This window comes from Desulfacinum infernum DSM 9756 (assembly GCF_900129305.1).
GTDB classification, from domain to species: domain Bacteria; phylum Desulfobacterota; class Syntrophobacteria; order Syntrophobacterales; family DSM-9756; genus Desulfacinum; species Desulfacinum infernum.
Map to the genome: position 1 here is coordinate 63,029 of NZ_FQVB01000004.1, position 25,516 is coordinate 88,544.

Below are 25,516 nucleotides of genomic sequence, written 5' to 3' on the forward strand. Positions count from 1 at the left end.
CCACGTCTTTTCCTCTCCGCTGGCTTACATCCTCGTATAGGCAAAATCAGTCTTAAGTTTTTTCACAATCGAGCCGATAGGCAACGTACGGAAACATGCGATGCCGTAGAGCCATTGGTGTGCCCGAAAGGAGGAAAGGAGCGTTCCCGATGCAATTCACGTTGAAATCCAAGCTCATTGCGCTGTGCGCTGCCCTGGTTGCGGTCCCGCTGGTGGTCAGCACGACCATCAACACGCTGCTTTCACGGTCCCAGTCCGGCCATTTGACCGGATACCTGAACGATGTGCTTGCCGAGAATGGCAAGACGCATCTGTCCGCCATTCTGGAAAACGATCACACCCTGGTGGCGAACCTGGTCAAGCAGACCGAGAACGACGCTCGCAGGCTGGCCGCATCATCCAACCTGGAAGGCTACATCAGCGCCAGGACGGGAACCAACGAAACCCTGGCCAACCTGGCCAAGGACAGGGTCTTTGCGGAAATCGGCCGGTTCTTCGATTTGTTGGAGTCGCGCCAGAATACCGTGAGACAGAAGCTGGAGAGTGATCTGAGGCTGGCCCGCGCCGTGATGAAGCAATACGGACTGGTGGCCACTACGGGCATCGAATTCCAGTGGGACGCCAGGAACGAAGTGACGGGTGAGACGCACCCCGTAAAGCTTTCCCTCATGCAGTTCGGGTCGGAACTTCTCTACCCCGCCGATTCCTTCGACCAGGAGGTGGCGATCGTCGACGATGTGAAGGCCATCTCGGGAAGCGACTGCATCATCTTTCAGCGCATGAACGAGGACGGGGACATGCTCCGCGTGGGGTCGAGCATGGCCAGGACGGAGACTCAGCGCGATGTGGGGTCGTTCATTCCGAGCAAGGGCGCTTTGGGGGATCCGAATCCTCTCATCCAGGCCTTGCTTAATGGGGAGAACTACAAGGTCAGGGAGGCCAGGGACGGAGAATGGTACCAGAGCATTTACGCGCCCCTGGTGGATCCTTTCGATGATGTGATCGGGGCTGTGGCCATCACTATCCAGGAAAAGGACCTGGATGGAATGCGGGAGGCCATCGCCTCGGCTCGCCTCGGGAGTTGCGGTGTCTTCTTCATAGTCGACAAGGAGGGGGTCGTCGTTGCCCATCGGGACGACACACTGGTGGGCAGGAAGGTGGGCGACCTTCCCGATTCGTCGCAGGTCATGGCCGCCTATTCCAAGGCGAGAGAGATCGGGAAGACCTTCAGCAGCTACACCGACGGCGACGGCGTTCACAAGGTCGTGGCCGCCGTGGAATTCGTGGATTACGGCTGGGTGATCATGAGCACCTGCTCGTGGGAGGATCTGGGCGGGGAAGCCCAGAAGGCCTACTGGCAGGGGTTCCGCGGGGAGTTGGAAGCCCTGTGGAAGGTGGCCACGGTGGAAACGGCCCGGGGCGAAAAGAGGCTCTATAGCCAGGTGCGGTTCCTGGATGCCAGCGGTCGGGAGGTTTTGAAGTTCGTGGATGGCGCCTTCGTGGAGGATCTGCGGGACAAGGGCGGAGCCGACTGGTTCCAGGCGGTTCGAAGGGCGGACGGTCTCGTGAACACCGGCGTGGTCCTGGCCGAAAACACCGGAAAGCCGGAAATGCGTGTGGTGATCCCCGTCCGGGCGGCTGGCGAATTTGCAGGTGCCGTGGCGCTCAACCTGGATTGGTCGGTCATCTGGGACGTCTTGTCTTCCAAAACCTATGGAAAGACGGGCTACTCTTCCGTGGTCAACCAGGCCGGCATTATTGTCTCTCACCCGAAATACGGCCTGACGGATGGAATCAACCTGACGGATTCCCGGTACGGGGCTTTGGCGGAGCTGCTGAAAAAGGGTCTTTCGGGGGAAAAGGGAACAGGCGCCTACGAATTCGAAGGAGTTGCGAAGTTCATGGCCTACAAGCCCCTGAAGGTGGGGGATGCGACCTACGTGGTTGTGACGATGATGGCCCAGGATGAGCTGATGGAAATGGCCAAGCATGTGGGAGACAACCTGCGGCAAGGCCAGCGTCAGTCCGTGAAGTGGGCGATCGGGATCGCCTTGGCCATGCTGGCAGCGGGTATCGTGGTTGCTGTGGCCTTCGGCCGCCGCATTGCCGACCCTATCCTCCGGGTGGTGACCGGGCTGAGCGAAGGGGCGGATCAGGTGGCGGCGGCGTCCAATCAGGTATCGGAGTCGAGCCAGGAACTGGCGGAAGGGGCCTCCCAACAGGCGGCATCCCTGGAAGAGACCTCATCGGCCCTCGAAGAGATGGCGTCCATGACGCGTCAGAATGCGGACAATGCCTCCCAGGCCAACGCCATTGCCAAGACGTCCGGCCAGGATCTGGTGGAAGCCCAGAAGGCCATGGAGACCCTGGAGGAAGCCATGGGCGATATTGCGCAGGCGAGCCAGGAGACCCAGAAGATCATCAAAACCATTGATGAGATCGCCTTCCAGACGAACCTGCTGGCTCTGAACGCGGCCGTCGAGGCGGCTCGAGCGGGCGAGGCCGGGGCCGGTTTCGCCGTCGTGGCCGATGAGGTACGAAACCTGGCCATGCGAGCGGCGGAGGCGGCCAAGAATACGTCCCAGATCATCGACCGAACGGTCCAGAAAGTGAGCTTCGGAAATCAGGCCGCTGAACAGGTGTCCCAGGCCTTTGCCAAGGTGGCGGACGGGGCTGCCAAGATCGGGGAGCTGGTGTCCGAAATCGCTGCGGCCAGCAGCGAGCAGGCGGAAGGCATCCAGCAGGTCAACCGGGCGGTGGCCGATATGGATCGCATTGTCCAGCAGAATGCCGCCAATGCGGAAGAATCCGCCTCGGCCAGCGAGGAACTGAGTGCCCAGGCGGAGATGGTCCGCGACTATGTCCATCAGCTTGCCAAGGTGGTGGGGAATGCGGTGTCCCGCAACGGGGACGAGTCCAGGCCCACGCGGAGCCTGCCCGCGTGGGGGGAACCGGCTGCCCGGCTCGGCCTTGAGGGCAAGGCGGGGAGGGGTCCGGCGATGGGTGCCGATGCGCCCGCAAGAGTTCCGGCCCACCGGGCCACCCGGCCGGGGGGCGGCGAAAATGCGGGACACAGGGACCTTCTGGTGTGGAGCGAGGAGTACTCCGTGGGGGATGTGGACCTGGACCGGCAGCACCAGAAACTGTTTGCCATGGTCAACCGTCTGGCCCAGGCCATGGCCCAAGGCAAGGGGAAGGATACGCTGGGTGCGTTGTTGGAGGATCTGGCCGATTATACGGAGACGCATTTCGAGCAGGAAGAAAGAGCGATGGCCAGGGCCGGTTACCCCGAGCTGGCCGCTCACAGACAAGCGCACGCCAGGTTGACGGACCGGGTGCGGGAGGTCATCGAAAGATTCCGCAACGGCGAATTCGGCCTGAGTATGGAAGTGTTGAACTTTCTTGAAAACTGGCTGAAGAAGCACATCCTGAGCGTGGATCAAAAGTACGCTCCCTACCTTGGTCGCGAGGAGGATGCGTCGCGGTTCTGAGCTGGTGACGATGGAAGCCGACCCGTTCCAGTGCAGGACAAGGGGAAGGGCGGCCCATCGGGTCGGCCCCGTAGGAGCGGGTCCGAAAATGGTTTTCCGGCTCAAGGGGCCGGGAATTTCCAATCACTTCGTAGCCGCGGGGCTTCAGCCCCGCGGAAAGGTCCATCGCAACCCCATGAAGTGGCGGGAAATGAGCGATGGCCCGTCCAACGTCCGGAGGTTCTTCCGCAGCCCTAAAGGGCGGCGCTACGAGAAAACCGGGGCCTCGGCGTTCTCGGACAGCCCCGTAGGTGGCATCCCACGGCTTGGTGAAAGCGCCGGATCCCCGCGCCAGGAACCCTTCGTTCGAAGGGGCGCGGGGATCTTGTGCTTTGCAACGGTCGCGGGTTCCCAATGCCTTGGAAAGGCCTGGGGGCAAGTTTTTTGCCCCGCGTTGAATGCACTGGATGGGCCGAATGGTTCGAGACTCATGTGGACGAATCGATTCACTGCGCGTGGGCTGCTTAGTTCCGAACAGGGAGGCGGGAGCGGATGAAGGCCGGTCCGCGCGGGTATAGAGTGGCGCGGGCGGCCGGATTGGCGCTGCTGGTCCTTTCGATCCTGGCTGGAGGTGGGAAGGCGGAAACGCCGCGTCATGTGCCGCGGCTTTTTGTCGTTCACAGCTATGAGGAAGGCCATGCCTGCGGGCAGCCGCAGTTCGACGGCATGCTGGCCGAGCTGGGCGAATCCGGTCTCCTGCCCGGGGTCAATATCCTGATCGAGAACCATTTCATGGATACGAAGAGGCGGAATAACACCCCGGAGCTCATGGAGACGGAGGCGGCACGGGTTCTTCAACGGATTCGGGCTTCCAGACCCGATGTGGTCCTGACCTTGGATGACAACGCCTTTCGAACCGTCGGCCTCAGATTGGTGGGTGAGCCCATTCCGGTCGTTTTTTGCGGCGTGAACGAGGCGCCGGAGGAATATGATCGGATCCGGGATTTTATGGAAACTCGCCAAAGGCCGGGAAAAAACGTAACAGGCGTGCACGAAAGGCTTCATGTGCGCGAGGCCTTGAGGGTTCATAAGCGACTTTTTCCCGGCCTTAAGAAAGTGGTCTTTTTCTGTGACGAATCGCCCACGGGGCGGGCTATCAAGAGGGAGATCCTCAGGGAACTTTTGGTGCCGGCCCCCGAAGCGCCCTGCGACTGGGAGGTGTTCACCGCCCGGAGCTGGGAAGCCTACTGCGATGCGGTCTTCCGGGCCGGGCAGGACCCGGATGTGGGTGCTATCTATCCTGCGGCACTCTTGTTGAGGGACGGTCGAGGCAGAACGTATGCCACCTCGGAGATTCTGCGCTGGACGACGGCCCATTCACGGAAGCCCGAAATGGCGATCAATTTCACTTTTGTCGCGGCAGGATTGTTCGGCGGGGCCGTTGTGGATTTCCGGGCCATGGGAAGACAGGCCGGAAACATGGTGGTGGAAATCCTTTCCGGCAGATCCGCGGCAGACATCCCCATCGTGGACTCTTCCCGATGTGCTCTCGCCTTCAACCTCAACCGCGCGTTGCAGTTGGGAATTCAACTGCCGGAGGACGTCATCCTGGCCGCCGACATGGTTTGGTTTACACGCTTTGTTGCGCACTGAATGGCCTCGATGGGTGATAGCGGAACCGATGCTTCTGTGGAGGTGTGGTGTGTGAAAAAACCCCGTTCCTTCGCCCGATCCCTTCTGTGGACCCTGTTGACCTTTGAAGGCGTTTCCCTGTTGTTTGCTCTGGGCTGGTTCTTCACCATCTTGGAACGGTCCTACAGGGACGAATACCTGCAGCATCTGCATGCCAACCAAACGCGACTCAGGCTCGAAATGCGGGAGCGGTTGAGCTCTCTGACGGAAAGAGTACGCACGGTGAGCACGGACAACGGGGTGCGAGTGAACCTCATGCTGGGCCTGAGCCATCGTATCGACGAGATTATCGCCACCCGATATGGGCCGCGGCATGGGATGCATGTTTTCGTTCAGGAAGCCCAGAGCGGCCGCATACACCCGGTTGGACCCGGAATGAACCGGCCGACACTGTGCGAAGGGGTTCCCATGGAGAATTTCTTTGCCCTGGGGGCCCGCCCGACCCCTTTCTTTTGCGGGACAAGGACGCTTCTCGTGGCCACGGTGCCCGTCAAACGCCAGGATGAGCTCCTGGGCACGGTCCTGGGCGTCTATGTGTTCCAAGAGGACGGAGCCTTCCGAAGAGAGCTCGAGACGATCGGGGCGGGGCGTATCGTTCGTCCGTACAAGGCCGGATTTGTCGACGTGTGCAACGGGACCTCAGTGGAAGGCGACTTTGTAATTCCTGCCGAGCTCATGAAGTTGCCATGGTGGGACGTGCGGGGGCATGGCGGCCGCTATGTCATGGCGCCCCTGGAGGACGGCCGGGTCCTTTCTGTGGTGTACCCGCTGACGGTCCTGCAGCGGAAGCGGGCCGGACTCGTGAGTACGTTGAGCGTCATCGTGCTCGTGGTCTTGGCGGGCACCCTCCTGGTTGCACGGATCATCATCCGAAGGGTTTGCTCGCCGTTGGACCTGTTGGTTCGTGAGGCGGGCCAGCTGGCTTCGGCCCAGGAGCCGCGTTTCATCAAGACTTGCGTGGGCTACCAGGAAATACAGGCCTTGGCCGCCTCCTTCAACCGGGTCTTGAAAAGCTTCTGGGACCTCCAGGGGCGGATCAGGCAGTCCGCCCAAAGGCAGGTGGACGCTTCCGAGAGGCGTTACCGGGTTCTTGTGGAAACGAGCCCTGCGGGGATTCTGACCGTTGATGAGACGGGGGTCATTTTGTTTGCCAACAAGGCGGTGTGTGACATCACGGGCTATGGCAGCGATGAGTTGGTCTCGGTTCCGTTTCTCTCCCTTCTCAGCGATGTGCGTCTGGGTGAGCGGGAACGGCTCTGGAATGAAATCAAAAGTGGGCGCGTCGCCAGTAGGGAGTTTCGGCTCAGTAACAAGGCGGGTCGCGAGATATGGGTCGAACTGTATGCCGGTCCCATGATGGAGGAGGACCGACCGGCCCGGTTGTTGTGCATGGTGGACGTGACGGCCCGGAAGGTCACGGAGCTGGAGCGTGAGCGACTGGCCATAGCCATTGAACAAGTGCCGGAGGCGGTCTTCATCGCCGATCGGAAATGGACCATCCAGTACGTGAACGCGGCTTTCGAACGGATGTTCGGCTGGAAGCGGGCGGAGGTGTTGGGACAGCCGCTGGACGTGCTGCGCTCCGACGCCATCGATACCCAGGTGTACGACCAGATCCGACAAACTTTGTCTTCCGGAAGGCCCTGGAAAGGGATGATCCCCACGAGAACACGCCAAGGGAAGAGTATCGAGGGGGAAGCCAGTGCAACCCCGATTTTCGACAGGGAGGGGCGGATCGTAAATTACGTCTATATTCAGAGGGATGTGAGTCGGGAGCGGGAGCTTGAAAGGCAGATTCGCCAAAGTCAGAAGTTGCAGGCCATCGGAACGCTGGCTGGAGGAATCGCTCACGATTTTAATAACATCCTGACGGCGATTATGGGCAATGCCCAGCTGGCCTTGATGTACGCAAAGGGCGATGAGCGGGTCCGCGAACGAATGGAGAGGATTTTCAAAGGCTGCGAGCGGGCCCGCGACATGATCCGCCAGATCCTGACGTTCAGCCGCCGGGAGGAGCGAGCGTTCGGCCCTTTTCGCTTGACGGAGGTGGTGAGCGAGGCCCTCGAGCTCCTCAGGGCGACGCTTCCAGCCACCGTCCAAATCCAGCGGGAATTCCAGGTGACCGAGGATCTGATCCGGGGAGACCCCACGCAAATCCATCAGGTCATCATGAACCTGGGAACCAATGCGGCCCATGCCTTGGAAGGGCGGGTGGGAGTGCTCCGGGTGAAGTGCCGGGAGATTGCTTCAACCGGTCGGGGCGAACCTCCCCATGCCGATCTGCAGCCGGGCCGCTATGTTTGTCTCAGCGTGGAGGACAACGGCGTGGGCATGGACCGCCACGTGCTGGAGCGGGTCTTCGATCCCTTTTTCACCACCAAACCGCGCGGGCAGGGCACGGGGCTCGGCCTGTCCGTCGTCCACGGAATCGTGACGGGCCATGGCGGAGCCCTTGCCATTGAGAGCCGGCCGGGAGAGGGCACGACGGTCAGGGTCTATCTTCCCCTTGCGCAGGAGGCGGAGGAAGCGGCCCGGGAGAGGTCCCAAGCTATGCCGGTGAACCGCATGAAGGTGCTGGGGGTGGACGACGAGGAGCTGGTGCGCGAGATGCTCCGTGAGATGCTGGAGCTGGAAGGACACGAGGCCAGCGTGGTGGGCAGTGCCGAGGAGGTGATCGAAGCGGCGCAGGGCGGTGGGTGCACCGGGTTGGATGTGCTCCTGGTGGATCAGACCATGCCCGGAATGACTGGTGTGGAGCTTGTAAAGAGATTGAGGGAAATGGGGGTTCGGGCGCCGGCGGTCATCTGCACGGGAAATACCGCATGCCTTCCCAAGTCGCGCCTGGAGGATTTGGGTATCGCGGATGTGCTCCAGAAGCCATTCACCCGGGAGGACCTGCTGGCGTGACTGTCGCGGATTTCCGCCAAGGAAAGTCCGGCAGCGCGTGCCGAGCCTCGGACGCGATCGATGACGCGTCCGGACCGTTGAAAAGCGAGAAACCTTGCTGAAAGAGATGGTGCCTATGAGGCTGTCCGAAAACGTCGCGGATGATCTCTTTTCGCGTAGCGCAGCCCTTTAGGGCTGCGGAAGGACCCCAGAACGTTGGATGGACCATCGCGTATTTCCTGTCACTTCATGAAGTTGCGATGGCCCTTTCCGCGGGGCTGAAGCCCCGCGACTACGAAAAGAGGGGCCATAGCCCGGGCTCTTGCCTCGGAGAGCCATTGTCGGACAGGCTCCTAGGCGAAAAACCTCCGGCCGGCCATCATGATGATCATGCCCACGAGCATGGCCAGAAAGACGTTTCTCGACCTCAGCGCCACGGCCGCCGTGCAGGCGGCGGCCACTACCCCCAGAGCCCCGGCGGCCAGGATGCCCGGGGCCACCAGCGAGACCAGCAGGGTTCCGGGAAGGGCATCCATGAAACCGCGGAATCTTCCTTTGTTCGGCAATCTGGTGGAAAGAAGGAGCCCCCCAAGGCGGAGGGCGTAGGTGACCAACGCCGCCGCCCCGATGGCTGCATAAGCCTGCCCATCCTGCAATCCCCAAGTCACGGCCCTGTTTCCTCCTCTGACTTACCGTCGTGTCTGCAGGCCGCGCAAAAGGATCCCACCAGCGCGCCGCAGATGATGTACCATTTGCCGGGGAGCAAGCGCTCCACCACCAGGGCGGTGCCGGCCGCGGCCACCCAGGGGATGAGATCCATGCGGCCCCGCCAAAGGGACATGGCCAGAGCCGTGAAGACGGCCACGAAGGCGAAGTCCAAAGCGTAGACGGCCGGATCGTCGACGGCGGCTCCCAGCAAATGGCCGGAAAGGGTTCCCATGCACCAGGCCGTCACGACGCACAGCCCGCCTCCCAAAAGGAAGCCCGTGGAGACGGACCCGTTCCGGCGTCGGGCCGCCATGGTGACCGCCCAGTTTTCGTCGGCCACCAGATGCATGCGGGTGGCCTTGTGCCAAAAAGAAGCGCCACGGAAAACGGGCTCCAGGGAGGCGCCGATCAACAGGTAGCGCAGGTTGATGGCCAGCACAGCCAAGGTCATCTCCGCGATGGGGAGGGGCGGGACCCACATGTCCACCAGGACGAACTGGGCCGATCCGGCAAAGACACTGAGATTCATCACCAGCAACTGAACCCAGGTGATGCCCTTCTGGACGGCCAGAACCCCCAGGACGCTCCCGTAGGCTGCCACGCTGGCCGCCACGGGAAGGTTCGCCGTAAAGCCCGCGGCCACGTGGTCGAGGCGGGCGGAATAAAGCCCGGAGGGGCGTTGGGACCTTGTGGATAGTTCAGGGGTCACTTGGGTCTCCATTTTGATGGGAAGGCTCCCCTATAGCGCAGAGCAGGAAAAAAGGAAACCCCCTTCCTTTTTACGCCCTTTAACACAACCCATTTGCGCCCATGGGCGTTCATGGGCGGTTTTCCATCCCGCAAATCCAACATCTCCCTTCACTCCCAAACTGGATTCCTCCTGTTGTCATCCAAGCGGGGCACTTCCGGCATCCAAGGGGTCAAACAGGTTGGAATCGGAAAACCGGAACAGGAACCCGAAAAACCGGGAGGTGAATCATGAAGACGAAGACTCTGATGGGAATGGTGGTTTTGTGGGTGGGACTCCTGGCGGCCCCGGTGGCGGCTCAGGCTGATTGGGTGCGGGTTTACGGAAAGGATGCTGTGGTGCGGGGCCGAGGCCCTGTGGTGGTCGTCTGTGATTCCTGCCGCGTGTACCACAAGCATGTCCGTTGCTGGTACCCGAATGCGTGCCGATCGCGCTGCCGTGCGCATCTGAAAGTGCAATACAAGAGCTGGTATCGGACCCATGAACGGCGTTATCATCGGGATGGCGACCACTATTTCGTGGGAGCCGCCATCCACAGCCCGGGCTTGACGGTGATCTTCCGTTCCCATGATTGAAGCAGGTTGTAGCTTGCGCTTGCAAAGGGTGAGGGGGCGCCTTGGCCGGGGATGCTGAAGCGGGGAAGGGAATGATCCGAGTGGCGGGAAGGGCGGATGCGAAAGGGGAAGCCGGCGTGGAATCCGACGCCGGAGCCCCTTCTTCGGACGACCTGGAACTTGTACGGCGTGCGCGGGGCGGAGACCGGGACGCCATGGAACGTCTCATGGCGTTGTATTATCCTCGGGTTTTGGCCACGGCTTTTCGGTTGTGCGATTTCGACCGGGGAGCCGCCGAGGAAGCGGCGCAGGAAGCCATGCTCAGCGTCTTTCGCCGGATCGGCCAATTCGAGGAGCGCTCCGCTTTCAGCACCTGGCTTTACAGGATCGTGGTGAACACCTGCCTGATGGAACGGCGGAAAAGGAAGAGACGCTTTTCCCTGCTGAGGTGGTGGCCGACGGAAAACTCGAACGCGGCGGAAGGATCCGGTGAAACGGAGGGCGGTTTCGCTTGGTCCGGGACGTCGAGTGCTGCGGCCGTTGCCCACATGGGCCTGCAGCGGGACGTGCTCCGTGCGCTGCGATCGCTTTCGGAACGGCAGAGGACGGTTTTCGTCCTGAAGGTTTTTGAAGAGATGACGCTGCAGGAAATTGCAGAGGTGAGCGGTATGGCTTTGGGAACGGTGAAGACGCACCTGGTGCGGGCCATGCAAACCATGCGAAGGCAGCTTCGGGATTATGGCGGGGATCGTTAGGGGCGGTGCCATGGCAGGATGCAGGAAGTTCAGGGACGCGGCCGCACTCTATGCGGCGGGCGCATTGGATCCGGGGGAGCGCAGGGCCTTTGCGGACCATCTGCTCGGCTGCGCGTCGTGCCGCAACGAGGTGGAATCCTGGGAACATTTTCTTCAAGAAGTGGCCCAGGCGGGGAGTGTGCCTTCGCCTTCTCCCCGGGAGGCGGCATGGGCGGTGGCACGGGTGCTTCGCCGCCTGGAAGAAGAAAGGAGGGGTGCCGGTCGCAAAATGCGCCCGGGAGTTTCCCTCGGACGGGGCGGTCGCGTGTGGGCGGGGGCCGCCGCCGGCGCCCTGGCCCTTCTACTTTTCCTGGGCGGGGTGCTGTGGCGTCACTTGGAAACGATGCGTCCGGTCACCATACGGACCGCGCAGGAGCGGGTGTTGCCGCCGGAAGAAAGGGAGTTGATCGAGCGCCTGGATCTTTTGCGGGATCTGGAAACCATTGAAAAGCTCGTTCGCACAGTGGACGGAGAACGCGACAAGGGGGAATCCCCAAGTGTTCCGGGGTCCCGGCAGGGATTCCGCCAACGGAACGAAAGGAAGACGGGCCATGCGTGACCCGCGAAGGTTTCTTTCCAGGATCCTCCTGTGGGGAGTTTTTCTCGTGTGGATGGCGGGCTTCGGCTTCGGAGCCCATGCGGCCCCCTTTCCGGCTGGCCATGCCCGGGGGCATGTTTCCGAGCTTCCTTCCGGGGCCGTCCTGGCCAAGAAAGACGCGTCGAACGGGAGGAGCGGAGCGGGCTATGGGGCGGACCGGGGCGCATGGCGGGACCGTTACCAAGAGTGGGAGTCTTTGTCGCCCGAGGAAAAACAGAGAATCCGGAAACGCTACGAAAAATACAAGAACTTGCCGCCCCAGGAGCGGCAGCTTTACGAAAAACGCTACCGGCAATGGGAGCGCCTGACCCCGGAGCAGAAGAAACGGGTGGAGGAAAGCCTGCGCAACTGGGATCGGCTCACGCCGCAGGAGCAAGAATCCGTCCGCCGCCTTTTCCTGAAATGAGCTTCCAGTATCCACCCTTCCTTTCTCTGGCACACCTCTTGATCGGCTTAAAACCCTGCCTGGTCGGATGGCCTGCGCCCGTGGCGCCACTGGTGGATGGGGGGTGCAGAGTGCCTTTCGGGATGGAACCATAGGGGCCAAGGACGATTCACCCCCACAGCCTTCAAAGCCCATCTATACAATGAAACCTGGGTGCGTGTCCGGGGAACGGGCGTTCTTCATCAACCGACAGGGGGCTCGACATCTTTCGTAGCCGCGGGGTTTCAGCCCCGTGGAAAGGGGCGCTCGTAATCCCATGACGTGATAGGCAACCCGGCAGCCTAGGAGCGTGTCTGAGAACGGCAGATTTGCGCCGTTCAACGCCCATTCGTCATCCCCGCGAAAGCGGGGATCCGGGATTTCCGGCAACTGATGGACTCCCGCTTGCGCGGGAGTGACGGTTGGGGGAGTTCTCGGGCAGCCTCCTAGCCGACGTCCGGGAGGGCGCCCGCAATCCTGAAGGGCTGCGCTACGAGAAAGGCGGTCATCTACAACGTTTTCAGACAAGCTTCCAGTAGTGCGGCCGCATTTCTCATGTCCGGAAAGGAGGAGACGCACATTCCATGATCGGCGTGTGGCTGGAATCCACCGAGGCCGCCTGGAACCTGGCGGCCGAGGAGTACCTGTTGCGCAACGTCCGGGAAGACTGCTTCCTGCTCTGGAGGAACCGTCCCGCCGTGGTTTTCGGCCGGAACCAGATCCCCCACGCGGAAGTGGACCACCGGTTCCTTCTGGAAAGCGGGACGGCCCTGGTTCGCCGGCAGAGCGGGGGCGGCGCGGTCTATCACGATCTCGGGAATGTGAATTTCAGCTTCCTGCGCACTCGGCGATCCGGCCTATGGCTCGATTACGAACGCCTGTGCCAACCGGTGCTGGCCTTTCTGACATCCCTGGGCCTGCCGGTCCGCCCCGACGGCAAGAGCGACATCAGCCTGGGAGGCCTCAAGGTCTCCGGGAACGCCCAGTACGCCACCGGGGATCGGCATCTTTACCACGGCACGTTGCTTTTCGACACGGACCTGGAAGCCCTTGGGAAGGCTCTGGCGGGAAAGACCGAAAAATACCGGCATCGGGGCGTGAAGTCCGTGCGGCGCCGGGTGACCAATATACGCCCCCACCTGGTCTCGGACATGACCGTGGAAACCTTCATGGAAAACCTGTGGATTTTCATGAGAAGGCGGCTGGGGTTCAGGACGGTGGCGCTGTCTCGTGAGGATCGGCGCCGGATCCACGACCTTGCCGGGGCGAAGTATGCCGGATGGAGGTGGACCTACGGGACGTCTCCCCCTTATGAATTCCAAAATGCCCGGTCCCATGGCGGGGAGCCTTGCGAGGTGCGCCTCAAGGTGGTGCGGGGGATCATCCGGGAGGCCCGCGTGCGCGCGGGGACGCCTGTTTCGGCCAACGGCGACCTGAGCGAGCTTCTCGAGGGGTGCCCCCACGATCCCGAATCACTTCGCGGGCGATTGGCCGGCCGACTAAAACATCCCGTGGGGAACTCCCGGGATCCGGAATTTTTCCTGTGGCGGCTGCTGTAGGAGTGGGTGCTGTTCCAGAAGCGAACAAGGAGCGTGGGGCGCCTGTTCGAAAGGTGAACATGCGGCGCGGCGGACCGGGCCAAGGTGGACGCGTGGGGCCTTGCACGTTCTTTGCTCGACAAGATCTGGGAGAGATTTGGAATGGAGGGATGTCACGGCATCAAGACACCGGCGAATCACGTAAGAGCGAGGAGAGGGACCATGAACGCGGCGGAGAAAGCCACCGAGGCATTTGCCTACATCCAGAAGCACATTCCGGAAGTCTACGAGAAGTACCTGGAGTTCACCAAGTCCATGTCGGAAAAGGGGGGGCTGAGCCCTCGGGACAAGGAGCTGATCCTTGTGGGCTGTTCCGTGATGTCCCAGTGCGAGATGTGTATCGCCATCCATGTGGAGGGTGCCGCGGCGGCGGGGGCTACCCGTGAGGAAATTCTGCAGGCGGCCCTGATGGCGGTGGCCATGGGGGGATCGCCCAAGCTCATGTACCTGAAGTACGTCTTTGAGGCGCTGGAAGACCTTTTCGAGTGATCCGGTTCAGGGGCCAAGGTCCCGGTTTCTGCTTCAGAAGGGCTCTGCGGGGTGCGGCAAACGATTCCCTCGCGGTGCCCGACGTGTTGGCTCGATCGCCCGCGATGCACATCGTAGGGGCGGGGTTTATCCCCGCCCGCTAATCCCGGAGGGAGAATCAACCTGGCGCCGGCCGGCAAGACTCCCCGCAATCCTTAGAAAAAGGCGTCGCCGCTGGCGTTTCCGAGCCCCGGGTGGATGTCGAAACGCACCACTCCCACCGGAACCGATCTGCCCACGGCTTCCGTCACCAGGGCCGTTCCCTTGTTGCCGAAGCCGCCGCAGAGTTCAATGGCGGCTATACCTTCCTTTTCCACCAGATCCTTGGCGGTCTGGGCCGCCTGCCGGTAGTTTCCCACGCCGACCACCAGAAGATGCACCTTGGGGGTTTGGACCCACTGGCGGTGGGTCTGGGGATCCGCTTCGGGTGCCACGAAAATAAACGCCGCTTTCAGGATGTCCGCCATGGTTTTCCTCCTTGCTGTTTCCGTGATCTGTGATCCGTAATCCGTGAGCCGTGATCCGTGAGCCGGGTTTCGTGTTTCGCGGTCGGCGGTGCGTCAAGGCAAGGGAACGGGAGGAGAGGCTGCTTCCTCGTTCTGCAAGACCGGCCGCTGGGTTTTTGCGGGACTCAGTGGGTGGAGACAAACACGCCGTCCTTCTGAGCACGGCGCATGACCTTGGCGGCGTCCACCACCACGGGGCCCTGGATGGAAAGGCGGACCCGAACGGGCCGTGAAGGCGTAACCTCCACTTCCCTCTCTCCGTCCAAGGCCAGCACGCACCGGTCCGACAGCACCGGGTAGGCCTTGAGGGGGCTCATGGTTTCGTAACTCGCAATGGGCACTTGCCGGAACAACCCGGGGGCTATAGCTGCAGAAACCCGCTTCGACCCGTTTCCGAGGAGAATGTGGAGCCCCACGGGGTCCTGGGGTTCGATGGTCAGGAGCTGGCCTCCGACGGCCGAAAGGCCGATGGATTCGGGGCGACAACGGGAAAGGAAGATCTGGCTAAGCTTGTCCACATCCCAGACGGCCCGGGCCCCGATGAAGGAACCCTCATGCACGGCCACATCCACGAGGGCCACATCCAAGACCGTGTCTCCGGAAAGAATTTCCAGGCAGCAGCTTCGGTAGCCCAGGTCTTCCGCCTGATGGGAGCGGCGTGCGGCCAGGCCCGCCGTGAGACCGGCGATGGTGGCTTCCATGAAGGAGGGAAAGACGTTGTTGGTGCCCGTGGAGATGGGAAGGAGCGGGATTCGGCGGGTGCCCTTGACCACCGCGCGGCATGTCCCGTCGCCTCCCAGAACGACGATGCAGCCCACTCCGTTGGCTTCCATCCAAGCGGCCGCGGTGGTGGAGTCGTCCTGGCTGTCGGTGAGGGTCATGGGCACCGGGGTCACGTCCATGGACACCGCGCATCCCCTCAGAGCCCGGCCCACGATGGCATAGGAATCGGGCATGTAGAAGACCTGCTCCGTTCCCGTGGCTTCCAGTCCCTTGAGAATCCGTCGGACGATCCGCACCTTTTCCTGATTGTCGAAAACGCTCCCGTGTGCCACCAGCCGTCGAATGTCCTTTCCCGATACCGGGTTGGCCACAATTCCCACCGCCGCCAAGAGCATCCTCCTTGTCTTCCGGGCTGCGGGCGTCTGCGCCGGGAACCCACACGGGTACCAGAGGCGATTCCCGCAGCTCGCAAAGGGGTGATTCTTTCCTAGCGTGAAGTTCTGACGGGGGGCGTAAAGCCCACCCCTCCTCCCACAAGGGATCCGGAGCACCACCCTTTGACACGAATCGAACCGATCCCGCCGTCGATCAGCCTTTTGGGAACTTGTCCGAGACCGCTGGGGATGACCGCTCTTTGGTTCCGCAGCCCTTTAGGGCTGCGGAACCATCTTCGAACGTCGGATGGGGCATCGGGTATCACCTGTCAATCCATGGGGTTGTGAGGGCCCCTTTCCTCGGGGCTAAAGCCCCGCGGGTACGAAAGAAGCGGATCCCTTGTGGGTAGATGAACCAAGCGTGTTCTCGGAAAGCTTCCTACGCCCGGATCTTTTTCACGGCGGTCACCACGTCGTCGACGCCCGGGATGTAGGCCTGCTCCAGGGGAGGCGAGAAGGGCACCGGTGTGAACGGCGCCGCCACGCGTACGATGGGACCGTCCAGGTAGTCGAAGGCCAGTTCCGCCACCTGGGCCGCAATCTCCGCTCCGAATCCGGCGTGTTTCACCGCTTCATGCACCACCACCAGTCCATGGGTCTTCTTGACCGATTCCACGATGGTGTCCGTGTCGAAGGGAACCAGGGTTCTCGGGTCGATCACCTCCGCACTCATGCCGTCCTTGGCGAGGACGTCCGCCGCTTCCAGGGAGGTGTGAAGCATCTTGGCCGTGGCCACGATGGTCACGTCCGTCCCTTCCCGGTGCACCTGGGCTTTTCCGAAGGGCACGGTGTAGGGCTCGTCGGGAACGTCCCCCTCCAGCCCGTAGAGAAGCTTGTGTTCCAGGAAGACCACGGGGTTGTCGTCCCGGATGGCCGTGATGAGAAGTCCCTTGGCGTCGTAGGGTGTGGCGGGCATGGCCACCTTGAGGCCCGGGACATGGGCGAACCAGGCTTCAAGGCTCTGGGAGTGCTGGGCGGCGGCCCCGATCCCGGCTCCCTGCGGAGTGCGCAGCACCATGGGGATCTTGGCCTTTCCACCGAACATGTAGCGCATCTTGGCGGCCTGGTTGAAGAGCTGGTCCAGGGCGACGCCGATGAAGTCCACGAACATGATCTCGCACACGGGGCGAAGCCCGGCGGCGGCGGCTCCCGTGGCGGCCCCGATGATGGCGCTTTCGGTGATGGGCGTATCCTTCACCCGCTTTTCTCCGAACTGTTCATAAAGCCCTTTGGTGACTCCGAAACACCCTCCGAAGGGCCCCACGTCCTCGCCCATGATGAAGACGTCGGGATCCCGCTCCATTTCCTGCCGAAGGGCTTCGTTGATGGCCTGAAGATAGGTCTTGGTCGGCATGGCTGTCTCCTTCAATGCGGTGTTCGTACGGTTCCTCGGGCGGCCGAGGCATGGACCGTCTCAGGCGTAGACGTCTTCCAGCACCTCTTCGGGCGCGGGAAGCGGGCTTTCCTCGGCGAAGGCCACGGCCGCCTCCAGCTCCCGGGCGATGGCGTCGCGGATCTCCCGATCCTTATCTTCCGTCAGGATCCCCTGCTCCAGGAGCTTTTCCCGGAGCCTCTTGATGGGATCCTTGGCCATCCAGGACTGCACTTCCGCCTCGTCCCGGTAAGTGCAGGCGTCGCCCTCGAAATGTCCGCGCCACCGGTACGTCTTGCATTCAATGAGAGACGGGCCGTCTCCGCGCCGGGCCCGGTCCACGGCTTCGGCCACCGCTTCGTAGACCGCAACCACATCGTTTCCGTCCACCACCACGCCCGGCATGTCGTAGGCGGCGGCCCGGTCCGCGATGTCCGCCACGGCCATGGATTTACAAGTGGGGCAGGAGATGCCGTAGCCGTTGTTTTCATTGACGAACACCACCGGAAGCTTCCAGGCGCTGGCCAGGTTCATGGCTTCCTGGGTGGTGCCCTGGTTGGAAGCTCCGTCGCCGAAAAAGCAGACGGCCACCTGGTCTGTGCCGCGGTACTGGGCCGCCAGGGCCGCGCCGTTGGCGATGGGGCCGCCGCCTCCCACGATCCCGTTGGCTCCCAGGATGCCCAGGTCCACGTCGGCGATGTGCATGGACCCGCCCTTGCCCTTGCAGTAGCCGGTCTTCTTGCCGAAGAGCTCGGCCATCATCCGCTTGAGATCCCCGCCCTTGGCGATGAGGTGCCCGTGACCGCGGTGGGTGCTGGTGATGTAGTCCTTGTCGGTGAGAACGGCGCAGGTTCCGGTGGCCACGGCCTCCTCACCGATGTAGAGGTGGACGAATCCCGGGATCTTTCCGGCGGCGAAAAACTCTTCCACCTTCGTTTCAAATTCCCGGATTCGGACCATGGTGGTGTACATCTGGATGAGTTTGTCTTCCGTAAGACTCATGGTGCACCTCCTTGTGGAAAGCCGAAACCGCGGTTTCGGCTCCGTCTAATGGGTGTCCACGAAAACGGTGACCGCCACGTTGGCCACCACAATGGTGTCGCAGTCCTTGGCGAACCGGTCCACGCAGATGCCCGGGGCTTCCATCCCTCCCGGCACCGTGCGCACGGTCTTGAGTCCGATGGGCACCTCCCTTTTTACCGCCTCCACATCCACCCGGTCCGGGTGCGGACAGGCCACCAGGATGTCCACATGCACCTGATCCAGGCTTTCCAGTTGGAGGATCTCCAGGAGCCCGCACAGGCAGCTGCGGCCGATGGCGTCCCGCACCGCCCGGCACGCGGCCTTGGTCACGTCCATGCCGTGCAGGTCGACTCCCGACCCCAGTTCCACCACGAATCGTTTGCCGGCCATCTTCCCCTCCTTGCCTTCATGCGATCATGGTGGCCGGATCTTCCAGGAAGTCGGCCAGGGCCCTCAGGAAGGTCATGGCCGGCGCCCCGTCGGTGACCCGATGATCGAAGGTGAGGCTCAAGGTCATCAGGGTGCGCACGCAGATCTCTCCCCCATGGACGGCGGGCTTTTCCACGGCCCGGCCCACGCCCAGAATGCCCGTTTCCGGGGGATTGAGGATGGGCGTGAAGCCGTCCACCCCCAGCATGCTCACGTTGGTGATGGTGAAGGTGCCGCCTTGGATCTCGTCTATGCTCAAACGCCCCTCACGGGCCTTCGCCGCCAGCTTTCGTATCTCCCGGGCCAGCTCCAGGACGCTCAGGGTTTGGGCGTTCTTCACGTTGGGCACGATGAGTCCGTCGGGGAGGGCCACGGCGATCCCCAGGTTTACATGGTCATGGACGACGATGCCGTCTTCGGTGAGCCAGGAGTTCATGATGGGCACCTTCTTGAGGGCCCGGCAGACGGCGTAGGCGATGAGGTCATTGTAGCTCACCCGGGGAAGGTCCTGATCGGCGCATTGGAGGCGCAGGCGATCCCGGAGACGCTTGAGTTCCGTGGCGTCCACTTCCACAAAGACGCTGAGCTGCGCCGACTGGTGGAGGCTGGCCATCATGTTGTCGGCGATCACCTTGCGCATCCCCTCCAGGGGGATCACGGTGCCCGCGGCGGGCCCGGTGATCCCAGGCGCCGCCGGGGCGGCGGAACGTTCCGCCTTTCGCTTTTCCAGCGCCCTGAGAACATCGGCCTTGGTGATCTTGCCGTCGGGCCCGGTGCCTTCCACGGAGGAGAGATCCAGGCCTTCCTTTTGCGCCAGGGCTTGGGCCTGGGGGCTGATGGAAGGACCCGCTTCCGTTCTTTCCTTGTAGCGGCGCACATCCTCTTCCGTGATGCGCCCTTCCGGACCCGTGCCTTCCACCCGGCCCAGGTCCAGGCCCCATTCCTTGGCCAGGCGCCGGGCGATGGGGGTGGCCCGCACGAAAGAACCACGGGCCTCGCCGCTCTCCTTCTCCTTGCGTGCCTCCCGGGCTGCCGCGTCCGGTTCGGACTGCAAGGAAGGCCCCTCCCGCCGTTCCGGTTCCTCGCCTTCCCGGGCGATGACCGCCACCACGGTCTTCACGGGAACCGTCTCGCCGGCGGGAACCAGGATCTGAAAAAGAATGCCGGTGGCGGGCGCTTCCACGGAATTGGTGATCTTGCTCGTTTCCACCTCAAAGAGCGGCTCGCCCTGGGCCACCGGATCCCCTTCGGCCTTGAACCAGCGGGTGATTTTGCCCTCCGTCATGGTCAGCCCCCATTTGGGCATCAATACATCCACAGCCACTTGGTTCCTCCTTTCGCGGTCCAAAGTCCGGAAACACTGCCTGAGATTTCCTCGTTTCCCCGTCGGAAAGGTGCATGCGCATCCGTCTTGTGCGGGTTGCGGATTCGCTGCGTCTTCAAGAGAGGCAAGAGAAGTGCCACGCCAGGGAACCAATGAGCTCCAATGTTTCTCGAGGAGGGTGGAGGCCTGTGTTCCATTTTCGAACAGCCCCCTCCCATCCACCAAGTCGGTGGTTGCATTACCCGCCAAGAGCGGCATATGATCCATCAGTTTCACGTGCGCGGCCCATGGTGGCTCTTGGCGGAAGGGACCTGTGCGGTCCAGCCTTTCCACTCACCTCCAATCAGGGGGGTGCCATGTACGAACTGGTCTGGAAGGACTCGCGTTTTCAGCTCGTGCGTTCTCGGCAGCCGGGTGCGGGAGGCCGAAACCCCGATTCCCTGACATGCAGTCTATCCCACGGCGACATGGATCTCCAAGCCTGGAGGGACTATGTCCTGCGCGGGCGGTCCCACGACGCCCTGAGGGACGTGATCCGGCGCTCGTGGTCCAGGTGTCGGGAAAGCGGGGTGGATCCGGGGCAGGAAAAGTGCTGGGACATCCGGGACGAAAGGGAACTGGGCGAAGAGTACCGACTTCTCCGGGAACTCACCCTGGACGTGCAAACGGAGATCTACAGCCTCATCCGGAGCCAGGGCCTTCTGGTCACGGTGTCGGAACGGCGGGGTTACCTGCTGGCCATGTTCGGCGATGTGAAGGCCCTGCGTGCGGCGGACCGGCTCAACTTCGGTCCGGGGGCCAACTGGTCCGAGGGCAGCGTGGGAACCAACGCCATCGGGACCGCCTTGACGTGCGGGCATCCTCTAAGGGTTCAGGGGCCGGAGCACTACTGCGAAAGCCACCACGGCTGGGTCTGCACGGCGGCCCCCATTTTCGGATGGGACGGCAAACCCTTGGCCGTGGTGGATATTTCGGGCCCCCTGGATTCCGATCACAGCCGGACGTTGGAGCTGGCCATGTACGGTGCGCGGCTGATCGAAAGCCGCCTTTACAGGATGCAGGCGGCCCAGCAGCTTTTTCAGGGATCGGAGGTGCTTCACACCCTTTTCCAGTCCCAGTTGGCCGGGCTGATCTACGTGGATCCCAACGGGCGGATCCTGGACGCCAACGCGGCGGCCGCAGCACTGCTGGGGGTCTCCCGGACAAGGCTTCGCGGGGGGAGAATCCAGCGTCTTTTCGATATGAGTCCCGTGGCGGCAGCCCTCCGGGGGGGCGTTTCGGGGGGATCTCCGCAGGGAATTTCGGTGAGATGTCTGGTCCATGAACGCCTTTCGGCCACGGCCCATCCCGTGGTGAGCCCCAACCGGGCGCTCATGGGCACCCTGGTGGTCCTTTCCGAATCGAAACCGGCCCCATGGACCGTTTCCAAGCCTCCTTCGGCTCAGGATCCCTTCGTGAAGGTGTTGGGGAGAAGCCAGGCGCTCCAGGAGGCGCTCAATCTGGCGCGCCGCGTGGCCGAATCGGACACCACGGTGCTCCTGGTGGGGGAGAGCGGTACGGGAAAGGAGGTCCTCGCCCGCGCCATCCACGAAGCCAGCTCGCGCAAGAAAGGGCCGTTCGTAGCGGTCAACTGCGGCGCCATCCCATCGGGCCTCATTCAGAGCGTTCTTTTCGGCTATGTGGAAGGCGCCTTTACGGGGGCGCGGCGAGGGGGAAGTCCCGGAAAGTTCGAACAGGCCTCGGGCGGCACGCTCTTTCTCGACGAGATCGCCGAAATGCCCCTGGACATGCAGGTCAACCTCCTGCGGGTGTTGGAAGAGGGGCAGATCTGCCGCGTGGGGGGCACTCGGGCAGTTCCGATGGATGTTCGGATTCTTGCTGCCACCCACCGGGACCTGGAAGATCGCGTTCGCCAGGGGCTCTTCCGCGAGGACCTCTTCTATCGACTCAACGTGGTTCGCATCGTCCTCCCGCCCCTGCGGGAAAGGGACGAGGACATCCTGATTCTGGCGCGGCACTTCATCGACACCATTTCCCGGAAGCTCCATCGAACAATCCGATTCGTCTCCCCCGACTTTTACGGGGCGCTCCTGGCCCACCGGTGGCCGGGCAACGTGCGGGAACTCCGGCATGCCATCGAAGCGGCCATCGCCCTCATGCCCGGGGACGTCCTGGGGCCTGAGAGCCTTCCCGATCGCGTGCGAAACCTCCCCGAGCGGCGACCCGTCCCGGCCCCCGATTCCCAGGAATTCAACCTGAAAAAGGTGGAGGCGGAGACGATCCGGCGTGCCTATGCGCACTTCAAGGGCAACATTACGGAGACGGCCCGGGCCCTGGGAATCGGCCGAAATACGCTTTATGTGAAATTGAGGAAGCTGAAGATCCTGTGATGAAAGTCCCGTATCGCCCCTTGACATCTTTTCTTTAGGTCTCATCTGCTGGGTATGGAGTCAAAGGTGTCATCAGATTTGAATAGGGAGGGCATCATGAGAAGATCGATTGCGTTCATGGCGTTGGTAGTGTTTTCCGCCGCGTTTCATTGCTCGGTCGCCTTCGCTCACTGCGAAGTGCCCTGCGGGATCTACGACGATGTCTTGCGGGTGAAGCTCATCGCCGAGCACGCGGACACCATTGAAAAATCCATGAAGCAGATTGAAACGCTGCGCAAGGAAAGCCCGGTGAATTTCAATCAGCTGGTGCGATGGATTTCCAACAAGGAAGAACATGCGAGCCAACTCCAGCATATCGTTTCCCAGTACTTCATGACTCAGCGGATCAAGCCGGACCAGGAGAAGTATCTGGAGAAGCTTGCGGTGCTGCACAAGATCCTGCTGGCTGCCATGAAATGCAAGCAGACCACCGAGCTTTCCCACGTGAACGCGTTGAGAGCGCTCTTAAAGGAGTTTGAGGTGCTTTATTTCGGGCACAGCGTCCAGTGATGGGAAAACTCGAATCGGTGCAAGTCGAAAGTGGCCCCAAAGATCAGCAGGAACAGCCGGAGGCGGGGGTCACGTCGCAATAGACGTTGAGAAGCGCGATGCCCACCGCCTGCTTCCTGTGCCTTCGCGTCCCCCAAAGGGGCCAGCGGTGCATGGCCTGCAGCGTACGCTTGAGGTGCTCGTGGAAGTAGTGGGCCCGCTCGAACTCACCGTAGGATCGGCCCGTCACGGGGTCCCGCACGGGATACCAGGCGGGCACCCAACCCTCCACGTTCTCTTCGAAGGCGTCCCACACGGCGTAGGGATCCACGTGGAAGGGGACGGTTTCCCAGCACAGATCCGGAAGCGGAAGACCAGGGTCCAGGAATTCTTCCAGCAAAGGGTCCGGACGGCGGCTCATGGATCCTCCTTTCGGCGGAGCATGCGGGCGAGGATCTCCTTGAAGAGTTTCGCTCCCAGGGCGGCTGTAATGCCCGACGGGTCCCGTTCGGGGTTGATCTCCACCAGGTCCGCTCCCACCAGCCGCCCGCGCAGCCCGTTCACGAGGCGCAGGACCTGCCGGGTGGAAAGTCCCCCGGGTTCAGGGTGGGAAACGCCCGGAGCATAGGCCGGATCCAGGCAGTCCACGTCCAGGGAAAGGTAGACGGGGCCGTCGAATTCCAGATCGCCCGTCCCGTTCCAGCGGTCCATGGAAAGGACTTCCACGCCGAAGCGTTCCGCCACCTTTCTTTGCTCCTCGTTCATGGTGCGAACGCCCACCTGGACGAGCCTTCGGGCCAGGCCTTCCTCCAGGATGCGTGCAAAGGGGGAACCGTGGCTCATGGGGTTGCCGTCCAAAGCCGGATAAAGATCCGGGTGTGCGTCCAGGTGGAGGATATTCAAGGGGCCGTGGCGGGCGGCCACGGCGCGCACCACGGGCACGGTGATGGAGTGATCGCCTCCCAGAGCCAGAACGGCGCCGCCCAGTTTCAGGATCCCGTCCACGGCCCGTTGGACCTTTTCCACCATGCTTTCCGTGCCTGAAAAGGAAAGGTCTCCCGCGTCGGCCCATTGGTCGTTGCGGTCCAGGGCCAGACCGCATTCGGCCGTGAGATTCATGGATCCCGAACGGAGGGCCTCCCGGATGCGCCCGGGAGCCAGGGCGGGACCCCGCCGGTGGGAGGAATTGGCGTCGAAGGGAACGCCCAGCACGGTGACCCGGGCGGCCAGCCGCCGGAGGCGTTCCACGAGAGCCCCGAGTTCACGAACCAGGTGGGGATGGAGGTTGCGGCATTGCAACCTTTGGAGCAAGGACCGGTAATACCAGAGCGTTCCCGATCGGCCCCCGCGGAAGCGGTCCCAGACGCCGGGGCCTTCCCGTTCCAGATCCTCCGCGATGGTACGGGCGTTGTGGATCTTGTCGGCCAGGGTGATGAGAAGGGCGTCGGCCGAAGCTGTTTCCAGGTGCTGCAGGTAGGCCTCTTTCCGTTCCCGCCAGGGGGGCTTGGGCGATTCCAGGCAGTCCGAGCAGGCCCATACGAGTGAGGCCACACGGTCGCCCAACCGGGTGCGGATCACCTCCAGGGTGGCTTCCCCTCCCTGGTCTTCCACGGCGTCGTGGAGGAGCGCCGCCACGGCAACATCCTCGTCGCCGCCGTTTTCCAGCACCATGGCGGCCACGGCCAGCAGATGGGATAGGTATGGAACTCCGGAGCCCTTTCGCACCTGACGGCTGTGATAATCGAAGGCCGTGGCGAGGGCCTCGCGGAACCTGGGGGAAAGGCCGACGGGCGGCTGAGTACGATGTCTCTTGTGCACATCTTCCATTTTCTATGCCCTTCCAGTCATGGCGCTTCTTGCGCCGCTCCCACACACCGGTCATTTCCATTTGCGTCCATAGGCGTTCATTCGCGGTTTTCTTTCACTTGAACCCCCATGACGGAGAGCCCGTGGCAGCGAAGGATGAAACGCACCTTTGGAAAGCCGGTCCCTGTAGGGGCGAATGATGACTCGCCCCTACAGGCCGCACGCACGAGCGGAACGAGGTGGCGCTTGATGTAAAGCGGATGTGCCCGTCGGGCAGGGGCGCGGTTGATCCCCGCCCGCGAATCGCGCGGCCCAAAGACCCGGCAAGAAATCGTTGGGTCCAGGGACCAAACCGTCAGCCCGAAAACATGGGAAGGCGCACGGGCGTCGGCTTCCCGATGTTGACTTCCCGTGAGGTTGCCGCCTTCCAGTGGCATTCGAGCCCCTGCTTCCAGTGGGCGAAAAACTCCTCCATGGATTCCACGAAATCGGGGTCGTGTTCGGTACGATTGACCGTGCCGTGGACGACGATCTTGTCGGGGGCCGGGGGAAAGCCGGTGGTGACGGTCCACTGGAAGGCGTTGGGACATTCCGGCATGGTGAAGCGAACACCGCCGTTGATCTTTTCCCTGCGGACAATGAACCGGCCCCAGATGCAAAAGATGACGCCCTCCTCGTCGCGCACGTCCGAAGCCGATTCGATGCTGGCGCAATAGAGGGGAAGGGCTTCGAGGGTGCACATCTGCTGAATCTCTTCCTGTGTCGTCCTTTTATCGGCGATGGCGAAAAACTCCATTGGGCTCTCCTCTCTCGATCTCCGGATAAAAATACAGGCGCCGCACCCGTTGGGTGCCGCCGTTGCCGAGTCATATCCCAGGACCGCCGTCCCTGTCCATAGGGCGGCTGGAGGACGTTGGGAGCTCGATACGGGCGGTCATTGCAGCGGCGAAGGGTTTTGGCCTTGATGGAGAATGGCCTTTG

Annotated in this window: 22 protein-coding genes; 11 read left to right on the top strand and 11 right to left on the bottom strand. The window is 62.4% G+C overall.

The window, feature by feature from the left end:
- Positions 1 to 149 precede the first annotated feature (149 nt).
- The 3 genes from BUB04_RS01385 (at position 150) to BUB04_RS01395 (ending at position 8,069) form a co-directional block, all read left to right on the top strand.
- Entirely contained in the window at positions 150 to 3,491 is a 3,342-nt protein-coding gene (locus BUB04_RS01385) for a bacteriohemerythrin (RefSeq protein ID WP_073036239.1), read from the top strand.
- Between the two features lie 531 nt (positions 3,492 to 4,022).
- Positions 4,023 to 5,123, top strand: a complete 1,101-nt coding sequence (locus BUB04_RS01390; protein ID WP_073036241.1) for an ABC transporter substrate-binding protein — start codon at positions 4,023 to 4,025, stop codon at positions 5,121 to 5,123.
- Positions 5,124 to 5,174: 51 nt separating this feature from the next.
- Positions 5,175 to 8,069: a PAS domain-containing hybrid sensor histidine kinase/response regulator gene (locus BUB04_RS01395; RefSeq protein WP_073036242.1), complete on the top strand. Its 2,895-nt coding sequence runs from the start codon at positions 5,175 to 5,177 to the stop codon at positions 8,067 to 8,069.
- Positions 8,070 to 8,401: 332 nt separating this feature from the next.
- Here BUB04_RS01395 and BUB04_RS01400 read toward each other — a convergent pair whose 3' ends face one another.
- Both BUB04_RS01400 and BUB04_RS01405 read right to left on the bottom strand, forming a co-directional pair.
- Positions 8,402 to 8,716 (bottom strand): AzlD family protein, encoded by a 315-nt coding sequence (locus BUB04_RS01400; RefSeq protein ID WP_073036244.1) that lies wholly within the window; start codon positions 8,714 to 8,716, stop codon positions 8,402 to 8,404.
- Positions 8,713 to 9,465: an AzlC family ABC transporter permease gene (locus tag BUB04_RS01405; protein WP_218588347.1), complete on the bottom strand. Its 753-nt coding sequence runs from the start codon at positions 9,463 to 9,465 to the stop codon at positions 8,713 to 8,715. Before BUB04_RS01405 ends, BUB04_RS01400 begins: the two co-directional genes overlap by 4 nt.
- Before the next feature lie 269 nt (positions 9,466 to 9,734).
- On the opposite strand from BUB04_RS01405, the gene BUB04_RS01410 reads away from it, so the two are divergent.
- From BUB04_RS01410 to BUB04_RS01435, 6 genes are all read left to right on the top strand, one after another.
- Positions 9,735 to 10,079 carry a hypothetical protein gene (locus BUB04_RS01410; RefSeq protein ID WP_073036247.1) on the top strand — a complete coding sequence of 115 codons (345 nt, stop codon included), beginning with the start codon at positions 9,735 to 9,737 and terminating at the stop codon, positions 10,077 to 10,079.
- 71 nt (positions 10,080 to 10,150) lie between these two features.
- The gene (locus BUB04_RS01415) at positions 10,151 to 10,813 is read left to right on the top strand and encodes an RNA polymerase sigma factor (protein WP_073036249.1); all 663 of its coding nucleotides are present in this window, start codon (positions 10,151 to 10,153) and stop codon (positions 10,811 to 10,813) included.
- 10 nt (positions 10,814 to 10,823) lie between these two features.
- Positions 10,824 to 11,411 carry a zf-HC2 domain-containing protein gene (locus tag BUB04_RS01420; RefSeq protein ID WP_073036251.1) on the top strand — a complete coding sequence of 196 codons (588 nt, stop codon included), beginning with the start codon at positions 10,824 to 10,826 and terminating at the stop codon, positions 11,409 to 11,411.
- Positions 11,404 to 11,856: a DUF3106 domain-containing protein gene (locus BUB04_RS01425; RefSeq protein WP_073036253.1), complete on the top strand. Its 453-nt coding sequence runs from the start codon at positions 11,404 to 11,406 to the stop codon at positions 11,854 to 11,856. The genes BUB04_RS01420 and BUB04_RS01425 overlap by 8 nt, the downstream gene beginning before the upstream one ends.
- A gap of 602 nt (positions 11,857 to 12,458) precedes the next feature.
- On the top strand, positions 12,459 to 13,433 hold the full coding sequence (gene lplA / locus BUB04_RS01430) for a lipoate--protein ligase (RefSeq protein ID WP_073036255.1): 975 nt from the start codon (positions 12,459 to 12,461) through the stop codon (positions 13,431 to 13,433).
- Between the two features lie 201 nt (positions 13,434 to 13,634).
- Positions 13,635 to 13,961: a carboxymuconolactone decarboxylase family protein gene (locus tag BUB04_RS01435; RefSeq protein ID WP_073036257.1), complete on the top strand. Its 327-nt coding sequence runs from the start codon at positions 13,635 to 13,637 to the stop codon at positions 13,959 to 13,961.
- A 194-nt stretch (positions 13,962 to 14,155) separates the two neighbouring features.
- Here the strand turns inward: BUB04_RS01435 and BUB04_RS01440 are convergent, their stop codons facing one another.
- From BUB04_RS01440 to BUB04_RS01465, 6 genes are all read right to left on the bottom strand, one after another.
- Complete coding sequence (locus BUB04_RS01440; protein ID WP_073036259.1) at positions 14,156 to 14,467, bottom strand: DUF6506 family protein; 312 nt, start codon at positions 14,465 to 14,467, stop codon at positions 14,156 to 14,158.
- A gap of 164 nt (positions 14,468 to 14,631) precedes the next feature.
- Positions 14,632 to 15,624 (bottom strand): ATP-NAD kinase family protein, encoded by a 993-nt coding sequence (locus BUB04_RS01445; RefSeq protein ID WP_084075864.1) that lies wholly within the window; start codon positions 15,622 to 15,624, stop codon positions 14,632 to 14,634.
- Between the two features lie 418 nt (positions 15,625 to 16,042).
- Positions 16,043 to 17,017, bottom strand: a complete 975-nt coding sequence (locus tag BUB04_RS01450; protein WP_073036261.1) for an alpha-ketoacid dehydrogenase subunit beta — start codon at positions 17,015 to 17,017, stop codon at positions 16,043 to 16,045.
- 60 nt (positions 17,018 to 17,077) lie between these two features.
- Positions 17,078 to 18,037 (bottom strand): thiamine pyrophosphate-dependent dehydrogenase E1 component subunit alpha, encoded by a 960-nt coding sequence (locus BUB04_RS01455; protein WP_073036263.1) that lies wholly within the window; start codon positions 18,035 to 18,037, stop codon positions 17,078 to 17,080.
- 45 nt (positions 18,038 to 18,082) lie between these two features.
- On the bottom strand, positions 18,083 to 18,448 hold the full coding sequence (locus tag BUB04_RS01460) for a Lin0512 family protein (RefSeq protein ID WP_073036265.1): 366 nt from the start codon (positions 18,446 to 18,448) through the stop codon (positions 18,083 to 18,085).
- Positions 18,449 to 18,464: 16 nt separating this feature from the next.
- A complete protein-coding gene (locus BUB04_RS01465) occupies positions 18,465 to 19,811 on the bottom strand; it encodes a dihydrolipoamide acetyltransferase family protein (RefSeq protein ID WP_073036266.1) in 1,347 nt (448 codons plus the stop codon).
- A 356-nt stretch (positions 19,812 to 20,167) separates the two neighbouring features.
- Here BUB04_RS01465 and BUB04_RS01470 point away from each other — a divergent pair, with 356 nt between their 5' ends.
- Both BUB04_RS01470 and BUB04_RS01475 read left to right on the top strand, forming a co-directional pair.
- Positions 20,168 to 22,201: a sigma-54-dependent Fis family transcriptional regulator gene (locus tag BUB04_RS01470; protein WP_084075867.1), complete on the top strand. Its 2,034-nt coding sequence runs from the start codon at positions 20,168 to 20,170 to the stop codon at positions 22,199 to 22,201.
- Between the two features lie 96 nt (positions 22,202 to 22,297).
- The gene (locus BUB04_RS01475; RefSeq protein ID WP_073036268.1) at positions 22,298 to 22,750 is read left to right on the top strand and encodes a superoxide dismutase [Ni]; all 453 of its coding nucleotides are present in this window, start codon (positions 22,298 to 22,300) and stop codon (positions 22,748 to 22,750) included.
- A gap of 43 nt (positions 22,751 to 22,793) precedes the next feature.
- On the opposite strand, the gene BUB04_RS01480 is transcribed toward BUB04_RS01475, so the two are convergent.
- The 3 genes from BUB04_RS01480 to BUB04_RS01495 form a co-directional block, all read right to left on the bottom strand.
- Positions 22,794 to 23,150: a hypothetical protein gene (locus BUB04_RS01480; RefSeq protein WP_073036270.1), complete on the bottom strand. Its 357-nt coding sequence runs from the start codon at positions 23,148 to 23,150 to the stop codon at positions 22,794 to 22,796.
- Positions 23,147 to 24,556, bottom strand: a complete 1,410-nt coding sequence (gene speB, locus BUB04_RS18635) for an agmatinase (RefSeq protein ID WP_084075870.1) — start codon at positions 24,554 to 24,556, stop codon at positions 23,147 to 23,149. Before speB ends, BUB04_RS01480 begins: the two co-directional genes overlap by 4 nt.
- A gap of 334 nt (positions 24,557 to 24,890) precedes the next feature.
- The gene (locus tag BUB04_RS01495; protein WP_073036272.1) at positions 24,891 to 25,331 is read right to left on the bottom strand and encodes a hypothetical protein; all 441 of its coding nucleotides are present in this window, start codon (positions 25,329 to 25,331) and stop codon (positions 24,891 to 24,893) included.
- Between the last annotated feature and the right edge of the window lie 185 nt (positions 25,332 to 25,516).

Coding starts and splice junctions, on each gene's coding strand:
- BUB04_RS01435 (WP_073036257.1), top strand. CDS start 13,635: ATGAACGCGGCGGAGAAAGCCACCGAGGCATTTGCCTACATCCAGAAG.
- BUB04_RS01385 (WP_073036239.1), top strand. CDS start 150: ATGCAATTCACGTTGAAATCCAAGCTCATTGCGCTGTGCGCTGCCCTG.
- BUB04_RS01455 (WP_073036263.1), bottom strand. CDS start 18,037: ATGAGTCTTACGGAAGACAAACTCATCCAGATGTACACCACCATGGTC.
- BUB04_RS01425 (WP_073036253.1), top strand. CDS start 11,404: ATGCGTGACCCGCGAAGGTTTCTTTCCAGGATCCTCCTGTGGGGAGTT.
- BUB04_RS01470 (WP_084075867.1), top strand. CDS start 20,168: ATGTACGAACTGGTCTGGAAGGACTCGCGTTTTCAGCTCGTGCGTTCT.
- BUB04_RS01460 (WP_073036265.1), bottom strand. CDS start 18,448: ATGGCCGGCAAACGATTCGTGGTGGAACTGGGGTCGGGAGTCGACCTG.
- BUB04_RS01420 (WP_073036251.1), top strand. CDS start 10,824: ATGGCAGGATGCAGGAAGTTCAGGGACGCGGCCGCACTCTATGCGGCG.
- BUB04_RS01495 (WP_073036272.1), bottom strand. CDS start 25,331: ATGGAGTTTTTCGCCATCGCCGATAAAAGGACGACACAGGAAGAGATT.
- BUB04_RS01415 (WP_073036249.1), top strand. CDS start 10,151: ATGATCCGAGTGGCGGGAAGGGCGGATGCGAAAGGGGAAGCCGGCGTG.
- BUB04_RS01475 (WP_073036268.1), top strand. CDS start 22,298: ATGAGAAGATCGATTGCGTTCATGGCGTTGGTAGTGTTTTCCGCCGCG.
- BUB04_RS01390 (WP_073036241.1), top strand. CDS start 4,023: ATGAAGGCCGGTCCGCGCGGGTATAGAGTGGCGCGGGCGGCCGGATTG.
- BUB04_RS01445 (WP_084075864.1), bottom strand. CDS start 15,624: ATGCTCTTGGCGGCGGTGGGAATTGTGGCCAACCCGGTATCGGGAAAG.
- speB (WP_084075870.1), bottom strand. CDS start 24,556: ATGGAAGATGTGCACAAGAGACATCGTACTCAGCCGCCCGTCGGCCTT.
- BUB04_RS01450 (WP_073036261.1), bottom strand. CDS start 17,017: ATGCCGACCAAGACCTATCTTCAGGCCATCAACGAAGCCCTTCGGCAG.
- lplA (WP_073036255.1), top strand. CDS start 12,459: ATGATCGGCGTGTGGCTGGAATCCACCGAGGCCGCCTGGAACCTGGCG.
- BUB04_RS01440 (WP_073036259.1), bottom strand. CDS start 14,467: ATGGCGGACATCCTGAAAGCGGCGTTTATTTTCGTGGCACCCGAAGCG.
- BUB04_RS01480 (WP_073036270.1), bottom strand. CDS start 23,150: ATGAGCCGCCGTCCGGACCCTTTGCTGGAAGAATTCCTGGACCCTGGT.
- BUB04_RS01410 (WP_073036247.1), top strand. CDS start 9,735: ATGAAGACGAAGACTCTGATGGGAATGGTGGTTTTGTGGGTGGGACTC.